The organism is Fructilactobacillus sp. X3R5C2 (assembly GCF_059901175.1).
Genome location: NZ_JBWXVC010000006.1, coordinates 58,255 through 75,398, shown reverse-complemented (window position 1 = coordinate 75,398; position 17,144 = coordinate 58,255). Strand labels below are relative to the sequence as shown.

The following is a 17,144-nucleotide window of genomic DNA, read 5'->3' as shown; positions in this document are numbered from 1 at the left end:
TCGTCTTTTCCTTCAGCAGCATCACCCGTTACACTAGCTTGACTTGGTGTGTAACCAGTAATTTTGGGAGAATTAATGACTGGGTTAGCGTTATCGGCTGGCTTCCAGTCACCCCAAGTAATTGAACCAGTCTTTTCGTTCTTAGTCCCCGTTCTAGTAAATGGAACGGTAACAACCTGGTCTTTTGCCATGGTCTTCCCATTAACATCAACATAGTGAACGGTCACGGTTCCCTTACCACTATTATCAGTTACTGTTGTTAGGGTGTCACTGTAGATAACGGTATGCACATCATCTTTACCTTCAGTGGCGGTTCCAGTAACCGTTGGCTGATCAGGAGTCATATTAGGAACGGTTGGTGAAGTGATTACTGGATGAGCATCTCCTGCTGGTTCCCAATCGCCCCAAGTGATGTTACCAGTCTCATTATCTCTAGTCCCGGTTCTTGTGAACGGAACGCTGACTTGCTTATCTGGTGAAACAGTGTTGCCGTTAGCGTCCTTGTAGTGAACGGTAATGGTACCTTGACCACTATTATCAGTCACTTGACTGGTAGCAGGACCATAAGGAACTTTAGTGTCTGAACCGGGATCCGTAATTGGGTATGGATAAGTCCCATCTGGACCTGGCTTTAATGGTTGACTTGGATCATGGGGGTCCATTGGAATCATGCCAGGAATATTGGGTAATTGAGGTTGTTGTGCTTTAGTAGGATCGTCTGGTTGCGTTTCGTATGGAACATCATGGGATCCATTGTCAATTGGATTGCCATTGGAATCAACTGGAACTAATTTTCCCAGTTGAGCAACTCCAAAGTCAATTTTCCGTGATTGTGGCACATAAATTGACAAAAGGATAATTCTACCGTATCCATCAATACTCCAAGAATACTGCTTGTTAGCAGGATCATACATATAATTTGCATCAATGTAATAAGTATCTTGACCATCACTACCTTGAATTAAATTACCATCTTTATCAAAGAGTTGAACTTTCATACCACCATGATCATCAGTCTCAGTATAAACAAGACGATAACCCTCTCTATAATATTCAGTCCACACAGTACCAGGAACACCAAAGTTTGAAACAGAGCCGGACGCGTTAGTAGGTTGTGTAGAAATATAATAAGTGGTTGGGATTTCTGGTGGTAATCCACTTATCGTATAATGTTGACCAGCAATTCCCTTGTAAGTTTTAGTAACCATTACTTGCCCGGTATCACGGTTAGTCCATGTAACTACTTGATCAACAACCTCTGGAGTTATAATTGACATCTGACCAAGTGGAACAGCACTATCACTAGAATTGTTATAGAACCACTCTTTAATAAGTGAATAACCATCTGGTTGGTCGGCATTGAAACCAACTCCAGTATTATGATCATCCCACTTGTAGTAATGCAATCCATCAACGTTAGTGGAAGACAAAGTTGTACCATTATCCTTTAATAGATAAGTTCCAATTACATTACCATCAGCATCAATTTCGTTTACATAAACAGTTCCATCACCATTACGATCAGTTGACCAAACTAACCACTTAACTTTGGTTGTGCCTTCTGGGGCATTAACACTTACATATCCGTAAGTATAGTGCTCTTCATCAGGATCGACCCAAGGAACTCCTAGTGTCTTATAATCTGGATCTTGCATGTCAACGTTGAATGGTTGTCTTTCGGCAAAATTGGTAGTTGCAACTTTAGCTTGACCATCATCGGTGGCTAAAGCTGCCGCCGTTTGCTTCATGGCTGCTGCTTGATCATCAGCCTTTTGGTTAGCATCTACCGCAGCGTCTTGCTTGTTTACTGCGTTATCACTTGTAGTTGCTTTCTGATCGGAATTTTGATCAGCTGATTGATCTTTTAATGCATCGGCTACTTTACTAGTAGTGCCATCATTCTTAGTTGCGTCTTGTTTAGTGGCATCAGAGTCAGGTTTCTTATCAGTTGATTGATCCTGTGTGGCATCTTTCTTCTGGTTAGAAGCATCGTCGTTCTTGGTGGCGTCTTGGTCAGTCTGCTTGTCAGCTGATTGATCTTGTGCGGCATCTTTCTTTTGGTCAGATGCATCATTATTTTTAGTGGCACTTTGGTCAGTCTGCTTATCTGATGTGGTGTCATTATTTTTGGCTATGTTTTCATCAGAGGACTTATTTTGTGATGAGTCGGTCTGCTTAGCTGAAACATCATCATTCTTGGTAACATTTTGATCAGTTGTGTCGTTTTGTGATGAATTAGCCTGTGTATTTGCTGCCTCATCACTCTTGATGACGTTCTGTTCAGTTGCCGAATCATTGGTAGTCTGATTTTGCGGTACTGTTACTTGCTTATCAGACGAATCACTATTTTGTGAATTCATCTGAGTGTTGTTAGTAACGTCCGCTTTCACATTATGTTGGTTAGACATAAGGATTCCGCCTGAAATCCCGGCTGAAAACATCGTGACTGTAATTGCACTGAACAGCCATCGTTTACCAGCCTTATACATCTTATAATGTGTTTTGCTATCACGATTAAACATATAAATAAAAACCTGCCCTTCTAATTTCAAATTAATCTATACTTACCGGCCTACTTAGCCTTAAGTAATTATTGCACAATCTGAAATTAAATTGAACACAATCGTATTTTATACAATATGAGTAAAACAAAGGCATACATGGCAGTGTTTTTCACGATTAACCAATGCATGGAGGTAATTGTTTCTCATTGTGTGTAAATAAAACGAAAAATCGTAATGGTTTTGTAACATTAGCCGTGTATGTCCAATGATAGCAACGTAATTCTTACTTTTTCCTAATAATAATTTTAAATGTTAATTAGTGATTGTACATAATGAAAATGACAGCCAAATTCAACGCCAAGTATAGCAACAAGATGCTCCGCCAGCCCCGTTTAATCGCACTATGTGAGAATTACCGTGAAAATTAATTTACTAATAAATCATTAGCAAAACATAAAATCATTCCTTGTGATGTTTACCAACATTGGTTTTTACTGGATTACGTGGCTGTTTGTGAATAAAATTATAAAAGAAATCACATTATATTAATTATAATTAAATTCACATTCATTATTCTCTTAATGTGTAAAAAGCCTTAATTATCCGAAAGAGTTAGAACAACTCTCGCTAGTGAATAACTCTCTTCAAACGGTTTGATGATAAACGAATTTCTAAAAAAAAGGATTCATACCAATTTAAATCGGTATGAATCCTTAGAAGTATAGATTTATATAAAAAATCTAAATATTATACGACACTTTATTATTGCAAATTGCTTTTTTCCTATCTAATTATTCGTTATCAAGGTCACTGTCGATGTCATCTTTAACATCTTGGGCTTTGTTCATAAAGTTCCCCTTACTGCTTTGTAGGTCACCTTTGATCTTATCCATGGTGTCACCAGAGATAGCACCCTTAATTTGCTGTGCCTTACCTTGGGCAACGTCACTCAAGTTATCGATGCGGTCAGCAATATCGTCTAAATCATAACGATCTTCAAGTACTAAGTAACCTAACACGATGTTTGCACCCAAACTAAAACCTAAAAGTAAATTCTTCATAATGACCCTCCTAATATTGATTAATAATTCAATATAATAGTATCATGCCTGTAAAATAATAACTAGTAAAGACTTCCCCCCATTAAGATATTAATTAAGAATTAATCCAAAAAAAGACACCTCATTAATTTAAGGTGTCTTAATTAATTTTATAGTTTATGAGCAAATGCCAGCATAATCATGTTAATTCCTGCCACTAACAGGACAATTCCCACAATTATAGCTAAAACCTTAGCAGCTAGACTTGGGTCTAACAGTAAGAAAATTCCTAAAAATAGTGTAATAAGATCAAAAACAAGTGATGTCCAGAAGACCCCACCGTTAAAATTACGAATGTGATCAACTACAATCAACTGACAGATTGAGTAAACCAGAATCCAAACTGCAAATAGGATCCCTAGGGTAAAGGTCCCAGCGTGAATGTTAAACAGGAACAATAGTGCTAACAAGATTTCAATCGCACCACCAATTAACATCGTAAAACTTCGATAGCCAATTTCTTGACTTAACTTTCGGTAGACCCAAATTGATTTTACTCCGGCAACTAATGCAACGACGGCGAATATGATCGCCAAGACAGCAGCACTAGCAGTTGGGTGGAAGAACATCAAAACGGCGGCTAATAATAAGACAACACCAAATAGACATTCAAACCAATCAAATCCCCATTTTTTATCTTCGTACATCATAAATATGACCTCCAATTGTTTGTTACAACCATATTTTACCACATCTAATTTTACTGATGCTTTTCGGCCTCAATGGTTCGCTTGGTGTCACGCTCTAGGACGGGTTTTAAATATTCACCAGTATAACTATTTTTCAGTTTAACAATCTGTTCGGGTGTTCCGGTTCCAACCACGTATCCGCCGGCAGCGCCACCTTCTGGACCTAAGTCGATCACGTGGTCAGCCTCTTTAATAACGTTTAAATTGTGTTCAATGATCAGAACGGTATTTCCCTTATCAACTAATTTAGAAAGGACCCCAATTAATCGTTTGATGTCATCAGTATGAAGTCCCGTGGTGGGTTCGTCAAGAATATAAAAGTTATTTCCAGTTGAACGCTTATGGAGTTCAGAAGCTAACTTCATTCGTTGTGCTTCTCCACCTGACAAGGTATTAGCTGGTTGACCTAATTTCACGTAACCAAGTCCCACGTCAGAAATGGTCTGCAACTTTCGCGTAATCTTTGGGATGGCTTTGAAAAACTCTAACGACTCATTCACGGTCATGTCAAGAACTTCAGCGATATTTTTTCCCTTGTATTGAATCTCAAGCGTTTCAGAATTATACCGTTTTCCATGACAAACTTCACACGGAACGTAAACATCGGGTAGAAAGTTCATCTCAATCTTCAAGATTCCATCACCATGACAAGTCTCACAACGACCACCCTTGATGTTAAAACTAAACCGTCCCTTTTTATAACCGCGAAGCTTGGCCTCGTTAGTTTGGGCAAACAAGCCCCGAATATCATCAAAGACTCCAGTGTATGTAGCTGGATTACTTCGAGGGGTTCGGCCAATCGGACTTTGATCAATACTTACTAGTTTTTCAATGTTCTTCCATCCAGTGATTGATTTATACTTACCTGGTTTTTCCGAATTATGATTCAGCTTCTGGGCCAAGGCTCGTTTTAAGATATCATTAACCAACGTAGACTTTCCGGAACCAGAAACTCCCGTCACCACGTCAAACTTACCAAGTGGAAATTTAACGTTAATGTCTTTGAGATTATTTTCTAAAGCACCCTTTAGGGTGACGTTTTTGCCGTTCCCCTTTCGTCGTTTTAAGGGAACGGGAATAAACTTCTTTCCAGAGAGATATTGACCAGTTAATGATTTCGGATTTTGAGCCACTTGTTCTGGAGTACCGGTGGCAACAATCTTACCACCCTTCTCTCCTGCTCCTGGGCCAACATCAATTAAATAATCGGCTGAACGCATCGTATCTGAATCATGTTCAACAATGACCAATGTATTACCTAAATCACGCATTTTTTTCAGGGACTTAATTAACCGATCATTATCACGCTGATGAAGACCAATGGATGGTTCATCAAGTACATACAAAATTCCTGAAAGATTTGAACCAATCTGAGTAGCAAGCCGAATTCTTTGGGCTTCACCACCAGAAAGTGTCCGTGCTGATCTGGAAAGGGTCAGGTAATTTAATCCAACGTTTTCCAAAAATTCCAGTCGGTCACAGATTTCCTTAATAATTGGATGAGCAACAACCGTATCTTGTTCACCAAAAGTAAGCTTACTAAAGAATTGGCGTTCATCGGCAATATTCATATCAGAAACTTCCCCAATGTGTTTGCCATTAATCTTAACTGCCAAAGCCTTTTCGTTTAATCGGTACCCATGACAAGTCTGACAAGTTAATTCTGTCATGTACTTTTCCATTTGTTCTCGAGTGAAATTACTGTTGGTTTCATGATAACGGCGTTTAACGTTGTTAAGGACTCCTTCAAAGGGAGCATCAACATCACGAACTCCACCAAAATCACTCTTGTAGTGAAAATGGAACGTTTTCCCCTTGGAACCATTCATCAATAGATCACGCTGTTTCTTTGGTAATTTACGGTATGGAGTATCCATATCAATATTAAAGGCTTTACAAGCCTGCTCTAACATTGCTGGATAGTATTTTGAGCTAATTGGATTCCATGGTTCAATTGCTCCCTCATTAAGCGTCTTATCTTGATCTGGGACCACTAAATCGTTATCGACTTCCAACTTAACTCCTAATCCATCACACTCAGGACATGCTCCATATGGGGCATTAAATGAAAAAAGACGTGGTTCAAGTTTCCCAACCGTAAAACCACAAATCGGACAAGAGTAATGTTCCGAAAACACCATCGGCTCTCGCTTACCAAGAAAGTCGGCAATGGCATATCCATCACTTAGACGTAAAGCTGTCTCAAGTGAATCTGACAATCGTGAATTAATCCCGTCTCTAACGACAATTCGGTCCACTACCACGTCAATGTTATGACGCTTATTTTTATCTAAATCAAAATCTTCGGTCGCATCATGGATTTCACCATCTACTCGGACTCTTACAAAGCCTTCCCGCTTAATCTTTTCAAAAACTTTTTTGTGTTGCCCCTTTTTGTCACGGACCACTGGTGACATAATCTGCAATTTAGTTCGTTCAGGGAGGGCCATGATTTCGTCAATCATTTGATCGACGGATTGACTAGTAATGACCGTTCCATCATTTGGACAAATTGGCGTCCCAACTCTTGCCCACAATAAACGTAAATAATCATTAATCTCAGTGACAGTTCCAACGGTTGAACGAGGATTTTTTGAAGTTGTTTTCTGATCAATTGAAATGGCTGGACTAAGTCCCTCAATCGAATCAACGTCAGGTTTATCCATTTGACCCAAAAATTGTCTAGCATAAGAGGAAAGACTCTGGACATAACGACGTTGACCTTCAGCATACAGAGTATCAAAAGCTAAAGAACTCTTACCTGAACCAGATAAACCGGTCATTACCACCATTTTATTCTTGGGGACATCAACATTTACGTCTTTTAGATTATGTTCACGGGCGCCTTTAATTTTAATGACGTCATTTGCCATCTAACCACCTCACTTTTTCTTTTTCTCACCCTTAAGCTGCATCACGGTATCCCTTAAGTTAGCAGCTTGCTCAAAATCAAGTTTTTTGGCTGCAGCTCTCATTTCGTCCTCTAAATTATCAATCATTTCCTTTTGATCCTTAGCACTCATTTGGTCAAAATCGGATTCAACAAAGCTTCCATTAGTATTATCATCGTTGTTTTTCTCGCCCTGTTTATACGCAGAAATGGCCTTAGGAATTGGTTTGATAATGGTCTTAGGGGTAATGTTGTGTTCCTGATTGTACTTCATCTGAATGGAACGACGACGGGCAGTTTCATCCATCGCGTACTTCATCGAATCGGTAACGTTGTCCGCGTACATAATAACATGTCCGTGTGAATTACGAGCTGCTCTTCCAATTGTTTGTACAAGGGAACGTTTGTCACGCAAAAAGCCTTCCTTATCAGCATCCAAGATTGCAATCAATGATGTTTCGGGAACGTCAATCCCTTCACGCAACAGGTTAATTCCAACTAAAACATCAAACTTACCCAAACGCAAATCACGTAAAATTTGGGTTCTTTCGAGGGTTTTAATATCACTGTGCAAGTATTTTACTTTAATTCCCAAATCTTTTAGATAATCGGTTAAATCTTCTGCCATCTTCTTGGTTAAGGTCGTAACGAAGGTACGTTCGTTATTTTGAACTCGTTTATTGATTTCACCAACCAAATCATCCATTTGATCTTTCGTGGGACGAACTTCAACGGTTGGATCAAGTAGTCCAGTTGGACGAATAATTTGTTGGACAACGTGATTAGTCTTGTCCTCTTCATATGGACCCGGAGTGGCTGACATATAAACTACTTGATTAACCCGTTTTTCAAACTCAGGTAACTTTAATGGTCGATTATCAAGCGCGCTGGGAAGTCTAAATCCATAATCAATTAATTGCTGCTTTCTAGCCTTATCACCGTTAAACATTCCACCGATTTGCGGAACCGTTCGATGTGATTCATCAATGAACATCAAATAATCTTTGGGGAAAAAGTCCAATAATGTGTATGGAGCTTCGCCAGGTTTTCTGCGGTCCATATAACGAGAATAATTCTCAATCCCAGTTGTATATCCCATTTCACGCATCATTTCAATGTCATAGGTGGTCCGTTGCTTCAATCTTTGAGCTTCAAGTAGTTTGCCCTTTTTCTCAAAGTTAGCAACCTGTTTTACCATTTCATCCTTGATTTCAGGTAAAGCCACATCCATCGTTTCCTTGTTAGTCAAGAAGTGAGTGGCAGGAAAAATTGTAATCTGTTTTCGTTCACCGATAACTTCACCAGTCAACGTGTCAACTTCAGTAATTCGGTCAATCTCGTCACCGAAAAATTCGATCCGGTAGGCATGTTCATTTCTAGAAGCCGGAAAGACTTCTACTACATCACCATGTACACGAAAGCGACCACGTTGAAAATCAATGTCGTTTCGATCGAATTGAATGTTAACCAACTGACGCAAAAAGACATCGCGCTCTAGTTGTTGTCCAACGTGCAACGAAACCGTATGGTCCTGATATTCTTTTGGACTTCCTAAACCAAAGATTGAGGAAACTGAAGCCACAACGATAACATCGTTTCGTTCTAGTAGAGCACTCGTTGCTGCGTGGCGGAGTTGATCAATCTCGTCATTAATCGAAGCATCCTTTTCAATATAGGTATCACTGGAAGGAACATAGGCCTCAGGCTGATAAAAATCATAATAACTCACAAAATATTCGACCGCATTATTAGGAAACAACTGCTTGAGCTCACTATAAAGTTGCCCAGCTAAAGTTTTATTGTGCGATAAAACCAGCGTTGGCTTGTTAATGTTCTTAATGACATTTGCCATGGTGTAGGTTTTACCAGTTCCAGTAGCACCCAAAAGGACCTGATCACGATCTCCATTTTTGATTCCTTGAGTCAATTCCTTAATGGCTTCCGGCTGATCACCAGTTGGAGTAAATTTCGAAACTAGGTCAAAATTATTATTCGTTTTTTTAATCATATTGGCACCTCTTCTTAAACTCGGAAAAAAAGGAGAAAGTATTAACTTTCTCCCATTACTTATAATAATTCTAGCATACGAACATACTTTCGCAAAGCAATTAGACCAAAGCTTCCATACAAAAAGAGCAGATCGACTCTGCTCTTTTTCGTTTAATCTTTAGTTTTCAGCTCTTCGACGTAATTGAAGACGCCCTGACCTGCAGTTCCGCCATCGCCGACCGCAGTCGTGATTTGACGTAGATGTTTCTTTCGTACGTCACCAACCGCGAAGACACCGGGAATCTTAGTCTTCATTTCATCATCGGTGTCAATCCAACCTTGTTCATCAGTAATTCCAAGGTTCTTGAACGCATCAGTCATTGGTAAAATACCAACGTAAATAAAGACACCAGAAGCTTTGATATTTGAAGTTTCACCGGTCTGATTGTTTTTAATCGCAACCCCGGTTACTTTTTGACCGTCACCTTCAATATCAGTAACGTTACTGTTCCAGACAAAATCGATATTGTCCTTATCAAAGGCCCGCTTCTGCAGAATCTTCTGGGCCCGAAGTTGATCACGTCTGTGAATGACCGTAACGTGCTTTACGATATTGGATAGATAAGTAGCTTCCTCAATCGCAGAGTCACCGCCACCAACGACAACAACGTCTTCGCCTTTAAAGAAGGCGCCATCACAAACCGCACAGTAAGAAACACCTTTTCCACTGTAATCTTGCTCACCGGGAACCCCGAGTTTCTTGTACTCAGAACCAGCACCAATAATTACAGAAGGAGCCTCATAGTCACCGTCTTCAGTCTTAACAATCCGCTTATCGCCATCAATGTCAATGCCAGTAACGGTTCCGTAGCCATACTCAGCACCAAACTGAGTACTCCCATCGTACATTTTTTTAGATAGATCTGGTCCTAAGACTGATTTAAATCCAGGATAATTCTCAATTTCGGCAGTGTTGTTCATCTGTCCACCATAGATCCCACGATCAAGCATTAATACAGATAGTTCGGCTCGTGATGCATACAATGCCGCCGTCATTCCGGCTGGACCAGCACCGATTACAATTACATCATACTTTTTTGCCATTATATCGCCTCAATCATTATTTATTGTTTGTTACTTTCTTTAACTCGTCAAGAACTGGTTCATAGTTTGGTTGATGAGTAATTTCTGGAACTGCTTGGCAGTACAAAATTTTGCCTTCAGCATTTACCAAGTAAACCACCCGAGCTAAGTGACCAAAAGCCGGGATGTATAAGTGCATGGCTTTTCCAAATGAACCATTAAAATCAGAAAGAATTTCCATGTTGTTGACACCATGAGCGGCACACCAATTTTTTTGGTATTCAATTGGGTTATTTGAAATGGTAACAAATTTAATTCCCTTAAACTTTGATGCTTCCTGGTTAAAACGAGCAGTTTCTAAACTACATACCTTTGTCTTTAAGTTAGGAACCACACTAATCAACGTTGTCTGACCCTTTAAATCATCAGTCGTAACATCTTTCCCTTCAGCATTTTTTACGGTAAATTTTGGTAGATAATCTCCAACCTTTGGTTGATCATCACCCATTAACCATGATACTGGTAGTCCACCTAATTTAATTTTCATAACCAAAAACCTCCTTGACTAATATCAATTGTACAAAATTATATTATCATAAACTGAATTAAATGTTTAATCATTATACTTCAAAATAAAAAATGCCGGCAAAAGTCGGCATTTTAATCTAATTTTTCTGTTGTTCGTCTTCCTTAGTCAGCTTTTGACCAAGATTCTTAATGTATTCACGTAATTCTTGCTCAATTTCAGGGTGTTTTAAACCAAAGGTAATGTTAGTCTCAAGCCAGCTAAGCTTATTGCCGGTATCGTAACGATCACCCTTAAACTCATGAGCAAACACTCTTTGAGTTTGATTTAAGGTATTGATGGCATCGGTTAGCTGAACTTCATTCCCCTTACCTGGCTTAGTGTGTTCCAAAACGTCAAAGATCTGTGGAGTTAACAAGTAACGTCCAATAATTGCTAAATCACTAGGAGCGTCCTTAGGATCTGGCTTTTCAACGAAGTTTCTCACATTATAAAGTCCCTTTGAAACCTCGCTAACTGGTTCAATTACTCCGTATTTAGAAGTCTCCTTATGAGGGACTTTCATAACGGCAAGGGTTGAAGCTCCCGTCTTTTCGTAACTATTCATCAATTGTTTGGTGAGCGGAGTCGTATCTTCCATCAAGTCGTCTCCAAGCATAACCACAAATGGATCATTTCCAATGAAACTTTTGGCCGTTAAAACAGCGTCGCCAAGTCCACGTGGATAAGATTGTCTAATAAAGTAAATGTTCATATCATTAGTCTTCTGAATTGACTTGAGCATCTTTTCTTTACCCTTTTTTTCAAGGTTTTCTTCAAGCATTACGTTTGAATCAAAATGATCTTCAATGGCACGCTTGCCCTTACCAATCACAATGACAATGTCTTTGATTCCAGAAGCCTTAGCTTCTTCAACAATGTATTGAATGGTTGGAATATCAACAATTGGTAACATTTCCTTTGGAAGTGCTTTCGTTTCAGGTAAAAATCTTGTTCCTAAACCAGCGGCAGGAATAACAGCTTTAGTTACTTTTTTCATCTTCTTATATACCCCTTTTAGAATTAACCTTGTTCTGAACGTCCCTCTCTAGACATTAAATTAGAAATCGCGTCAGAAACGGTTTCTTCATTATTAATTACTGCATGAATTGCGGATGTAATGGGCATTTCTACCCCACGTTGTTTTGATAATTCAAATGCAGCTTGATTGGTGTCGATTCCCTCGATCACCATGCCCATGTCTTTAACAACGTCATCCAATTTCTTGCCCTTGCCAAGCTGATAACCAGCCCGCCAATTACGAGAATCAGAACTAGTTGCGGTAACAATCACATCACCTACACCAGACAATCCGCTAAAAGTTAATGGGTCCGCACCAAATGATACACCTAAACGTGATATTTCCGCAATACCACGAGTCATGAGGGCTGCTTTTGCATTATCACCGTAACCTAAACCTACCAAGGCTCCAGCTCCTAATGCAATAATATTTTTTAAAGCCCCACCAAGTTCAACCCCAATAATGTCGTTATTAGTGTAGATTCTAAAATAATCATTCATAAATAATTTTTGAAAATGCTCAGCAGATGGCATATCATCGCTCGCAACCGTAACTAAGGTAATCTCACGTCTAGCAACATCTTCAGCTTGACTAGGTCCAGAAAGGGCTGAAATCGACTTACGATTTTGAGGATCAATTTCTTCTTGCAATACCTGAGACATTCGATCATAGGTACCCTTTTCAATGCCCTTACTTCCATGGATGATATATGGTTTCATTTCTAACTTGCCCAAAATTTTGTTAGCTTGATTTGCAACCGAACGAGTTGCCTGTGATGGAACAATGAATAAAACATCATCGGCTCCTTTAAGTGCCTCTTCCATGTCAGCATAAGCTTTCATCTCTTTTGGAAAGGTAAAGTTCTTGATGTAATGGGAATTAGTGTGCTGATTATTTAACTCATCCACCTGTTCCTTGCTTTTCGACCAAATTTTAACTTCATGCCCATTTTCAACTAAAATATCGGCGAGCATGCTGCCCCATGATCCTGCACCGAGTACTGCGATTTTTTCTGTCATTATTTAAATTATCTCCTACAAATCACTTAACTACCGTAGTACCAGACTAACTGGTCGTTTCGTCTACGATAAATTAAAACAAATAGTGCTACTACGAATAATAAAATGGAAAGCAACTGTGATACCCGGATTACCCCGAATAACATTAAACTATCGGTCCGCATGCCCTCGGTGAAAAAACGTCCAAACGAATACCACATCACGTAACTTAAAAAGACTTCCCCACGCTTAAAGAACTGCGGGGCATGTCTCATAATCATCAAGACAGCAAATCCTGCTAAATCCCAAAGTGACTCATATAAAAACGTTGGTTGGCGGTACGCCCCGCTAATAAACATTTGATTGATGATAACGTCAGGTAAATGTAAATGCTGTAAAAATTGAAGTGATGTTACCGCTCCAAATGCTTCCTGATTCATGAAATTACCCCAACGACCAATTCCTTGAGCCATAATGACGGTTGGAGCGGCAATATCTAAAATCTGCCAGACTGACAAATGATGTTTAAAACAAAACCACCAAATAAATAATCCAGCCCCGATTAAAGCTCCATAAATGGCGATTCCACCATCCCAAATTTGAATAATCTCATCTAAATGATGGCGATAATAGCTCCATTGAAAAACCACATAATAGATTCGAGCCGAAATAATCGCAATTGGAATCGCCCACAAAATCAAATCATATAAAACATCTTCATTTAAGTGTTGTCGCTTAGCTTCTTTCATTGAAAGGTAAACGGCAATCAAGACAGCGGCAGCGATAAAAATACCATACCAGTGGACCGCAATTGGTCCGAGATGAATCGCAACCGGATTTAATGCCAATATGCTAAACACAACTTCCACTCCTATTCAGGATCCTTATTAGCATCTTGGCTAATATCTTTCTTATTTTGTTCAACTGCTTGTTCTTCGTGTTTTTGCTCCTGGTTGTTTTTAGAAGCATTTTCTTTGATTAACTCATTTAAGTTGTTATCAAAGACCTTAGTCGCATCGTATCCCATTGAACGAGCCCTAAAATTCATCGCAGCGGTTTCAATAATAATGGCTAAGTTTCGTCCGGGTTTTACCGGAATCGTCAATTTCTTCAAATCAACGTCAAAGATTCGAGTTGTTTCACGGTCGGTCCCAAGCCGATCATACTTAGTATCTTTGTTCCACTGGTCCAAATGAACGATTAAGTCCACTTTTGATTGGGAACGAACGGCACCCGCACCAAATAGGTTCATTACATCAATAATGCCAATCCCACGAATTTCTAGTAAGTGATTAAGAATCTTGGGAGCTTGACCAATCAAGGTTTGCTCATCTTGTTGATAAACCTCAACTCGATCATCAGCAATTAAACGATGACCACGCTTAACAAGTTCTAGCGCCGTTTCACTCTTACCAATTCCAGAATCACCGGTAATTAAAACACCAAGTCCATAAACTTCAACCAAAACACCATGAATGGACTTTCGTTCGGCTAACTTAGCTTCAAGATACGTCGTCATATTACTTAGAATTCTAGAGGTGGTTAACTTTGAACCTAAGATTGGAATGTGAGCCTTTTTGGCGGCTGCCACTAACTGCTCAGGTGGTTCTAGTTGAGTAGAAATAACAAATGCAGGCGTTTCTGGTTGACACATTTTGGTCATTACTTCTTTTAATTTTTCATCACTCATTCCCTTTGCAAATGAGGTTTCAGTTATCCCAAAGATCTGAATTCGCTTGGCTGGGTAGTAGTTAAAATATCCAGTCAATTCCAATCCCGGACGTGAAATGTCACTAGTGGTAATGGGACGGTCTAAATATTCACGACCCCAAAAGACACTAAGATGAGTGTTCTTTACTAAATCAGCTACCGTTACACTCTGAGCCATTGGACCTACCTCCAAATAAAATTAATTTACTTAATTCTAACACAATCAGACCTAATTTAGGCGGTTCTTAATTTTATGCAAAATAAAAGAAGCGCCCATTAACTGGGTGCTTCTAACTAATTATTTTGAAACATTTCAATTCCAATCTCATGCGGTGAACCATCGTAAATTGCCGTTTCTTTAATCTCTAATTGATTCTTACGATTTTTAACCTTCATGTGAACAAAGGTCGGATCATCTTGTAAAGCAGAATACAATTGACTTTCCGAATTTACCGGAACGTTGTTAACTTCAACAATTAAGTCACCCGTTTTAAGTCCCATCTTATCGGCTGGAGTGCGGGGTTTAATCCCAATGATTCGGATTCCGTTAACCGCTTGACTAATCTGATTTCCGGTCTTTCGGTCAACGCGATGGAAGTGATACATGATGATTACATAAACCACTGCCAATAAAGCAATCGCGATGATAACGTAGTAACTATTTCTCATAAAGTAAGCACCCGCCGTTAGTAAAATGGCTAACAATGCGAGTTCTCCAATCGCGTTTGAAATCCGTGGCATTAATTCATTTGGCAAATGGTTAACAAACTTGAAGCGAAAACCAATCAAAAACGGAACAACCAAGAAGGTTACATGTGCACCAAAAATATTAAAAACTGGCCACATTGGTACGATCGTTTCGATTAATTTACCAGGAATCATCAGTACCAGCGGAATCACAGCTAACTCATTGTATCCATAAGATGCCACTCGGTTTCCGCGCCGATTCTTTGAAACCTGAGGAGAGTTAATTGTCCTACCATTCATCTTCAAAAAGATAAACATTAGAACCAGCATGATTGTGATTAAGGCTAAGTAATTGGCCGATCTTGATGCGTTCATATTCACGGCACCAATAAAGTCGCCACCCTTAATCATCGGGATTGAATAATCATTGAAGAAGACCCCAACAAAAACTGATCCAAATAAAATCAATGTCGGCACTAAGATTCCTGGGATCAGTAAACTAATGGCGATCAATAATTCATATAATAAAATCCAATTTAAGGACACTTCAATCCCAACCAAAGCAGTTAAAATTGATCCAACAATTCCCAGCACAATTAATGATTTAAAAAAGACCCATCCTTCGTGAAATTTAGGGTTAACAGCACTTTCAAATAAGCGTCGTTCTCGATTTACTCTTCGATTGTAAACGAAGAAAACGCGAATAAGTGCAAACCAAAAAGCTGGCATAAAGACAAAAAACAAAATATTAGTCGCAACTGACATAATGAACTTCCTTTTCCGTTATTTTGGGTTCTTCTGTTTTAAATTCCACTGCAAATACGCGTTAATGAATGGATTCAAATCACCATCCATCACTGCTTGACCATTACCAGTCTCATAATTGGTCCGATGATCCTTAACCATTGTATAGGGATGAAAAACATAAGAACGAATTTGTGAACCCCAACCAATATCAAGCTGCTTACCCTCAATCTTGGCTTTCTCTTCTTCTTTTTTCTCTTGTTCACGTTCGTACAACTTTGATTTTAACATATTCATCGCTGTAACTCTATTCTGTAATTGTGAACGTTGGGCCTGACTTGAGGTGACAATTCCAGTTGGTAAGTGGGTAATTCGAACCGCTGAAGAGGTTTTATTAATATGCTGACCACCAGCCCCACTTGACCGAAAAACATCAATCCGGAGATCTTCTGGGTTAATGTCAACGTTCACAGTTTCATCAAGCTCTGGCATAACATCAACAGAGGCAAACGACGTATGACGCCGCCCTGCTGAATCGAAGGGTGAGATCCGCACTAACCGGTGAACGCCTTTTTCTGATTTCAGGTAACCATAGGCGTTGGTTCCAGATACTAAAAATGTCACACTGTTGATCCCAGCAACGTCACCTGGTTGATAGTCTTCGACTGAAACCGAAAAGCCGTTTTGTTCGGCCCATCGTTGATACATCCGAAATAACATGGACCCCCAGTCTTGTGATTCAGTTCCACCAGCTCCAGGATGGATCTCAACAATTGCATTATTTTCATCGTATTTCCCATTCAAAAGTAAACTCAGCTGATAACTACTAAGTTCCTTTTGGGTCTTGGCTAATTCGTCATCGAACTCTTTCTTTAAATCATCATCACTAACTTCTTCAAGGAGTTCGAGATTAACCTTTAAATCTTCCACCTTTTTAGCCAGTGAATTAAAATTATCATATTTTAATTTTAATCGATTGTTCTCATCAATTAATTTCTGGGCTTTTCTCTGGTCATCCCAAAATCCCGGTTCAGCCATTTTAGCCTCATTAACCGAAATATTTTCACTTAGTTGATCCAGGTCAAAGTGACCCCCTAAAGCCAGCTACGGCTTTTTTAATCTTTTCGATCTGTCCACGTGCTTCACTTAATTCCATTTCATACT

General features: G+C 39.3%; 13 protein-coding genes. All 13 read right to left on the bottom strand.

What is annotated here, in order from left to right; translation table 11 throughout:
• On the bottom strand, window positions 1-2,522 hold a 2,522-nt coding region (locus AC6UD4_RS07055; RefSeq protein ID WP_500694431.1), incomplete at its 3' end, for a mucin-binding protein.
• Window positions 2,523-3,295: 773 nt separating this feature from the next.
• Window positions 3,296-3,565, bottom strand: coding sequence for a CsbD family protein (locus tag AC6UD4_RS07050; protein WP_500694432.1), 270 nt, complete (start codon window positions 3,563-3,565; stop codon window positions 3,296-3,298).
• A 149-nt stretch (window positions 3,566-3,714) separates the two neighbouring features.
• Window positions 3,715-4,254, bottom strand: a complete 540-nt coding sequence (locus tag AC6UD4_RS07045) for an HdeD family acid-resistance protein (RefSeq protein WP_500694433.1) — start codon at window positions 4,252-4,254, stop codon at window positions 3,715-3,717.
• Between the two features lie 50 nt (window positions 4,255-4,304).
• A complete protein-coding gene (gene uvrA, locus AC6UD4_RS07040) occupies window positions 4,305-7,166 on the bottom strand; it encodes an excinuclease ABC subunit UvrA (protein ID WP_500696823.1) in 2,862 nt (953 codons plus the stop codon).
• Window positions 7,167-7,175: 9 nt separating this feature from the next.
• Window positions 7,176-9,191: an excinuclease ABC subunit UvrB gene (gene uvrB / locus AC6UD4_RS07035; protein ID WP_500694435.1), complete on the bottom strand. Its 2,016-nt coding sequence runs from the start codon at window positions 9,189-9,191 to the stop codon at window positions 7,176-7,178.
• Between the two features lie 152 nt (window positions 9,192-9,343).
• A complete protein-coding gene (gene trxB / locus AC6UD4_RS07030) occupies window positions 9,344-10,276 on the bottom strand; it encodes a thioredoxin-disulfide reductase (RefSeq protein WP_500694436.1) in 933 nt (310 codons plus the stop codon).
• Between the two features lie 16 nt (window positions 10,277-10,292).
• Complete coding sequence (locus AC6UD4_RS07025) at window positions 10,293-10,802, bottom strand: thiol peroxidase (RefSeq protein WP_500694437.1); 510 nt, start codon at window positions 10,800-10,802, stop codon at window positions 10,293-10,295.
• A gap of 118 nt (window positions 10,803-10,920) precedes the next feature.
• On the bottom strand, window positions 10,921-11,820 hold the full coding sequence (galU, locus tag AC6UD4_RS07020) for a UTP--glucose-1-phosphate uridylyltransferase GalU (RefSeq protein ID WP_500694438.1): 900 nt from the start codon (window positions 11,818-11,820) through the stop codon (window positions 10,921-10,923).
• A gap of 23 nt (window positions 11,821-11,843) precedes the next feature.
• Window positions 11,844-12,860: an NAD(P)H-dependent glycerol-3-phosphate dehydrogenase gene (locus AC6UD4_RS07015; protein WP_500694439.1), complete on the bottom strand. Its 1,017-nt coding sequence runs from the start codon at window positions 12,858-12,860 to the stop codon at window positions 11,844-11,846.
• Window positions 12,861-12,886: 26 nt separating this feature from the next.
• On the bottom strand, window positions 12,887-13,699 hold the full coding sequence (gene lgt / locus AC6UD4_RS07010; protein WP_500694440.1) for a prolipoprotein diacylglyceryl transferase: 813 nt from the start codon (window positions 13,697-13,699) through the stop codon (window positions 12,887-12,889).
• Between the two features lie 11 nt (window positions 13,700-13,710).
• Window positions 13,711-14,727, bottom strand: coding sequence for an HPr(Ser) kinase/phosphatase (gene hprK / locus AC6UD4_RS07005; RefSeq protein ID WP_500694441.1), 1,017 nt, complete (start codon window positions 14,725-14,727; stop codon window positions 13,711-13,713).
• 116 nt (window positions 14,728-14,843) lie between these two features.
• Window positions 14,844-16,001 carry a PDZ domain-containing protein gene (locus tag AC6UD4_RS07000; protein ID WP_500694442.1) on the bottom strand — a complete coding sequence of 386 codons (1,158 nt, stop codon included), beginning with the start codon at window positions 15,999-16,001 and terminating at the stop codon, window positions 14,844-14,846.
• A gap of 18 nt (window positions 16,002-16,019) precedes the next feature.
• Window positions 16,020-17,136 (bottom strand): peptide chain release factor 2 gene (prfB, locus tag AC6UD4_RS06995; protein ID WP_500694443.1). Its coding sequence is split into 2 segments (ribosomal slippage): window positions 16,020-17,063 and window positions 17,065-17,136, totalling 1,116 coding nucleotides; the frame shifts between segments, so codons are not numbered across the junction.
• Window positions 17,137-17,144: the final 8 nt, after the last annotated feature.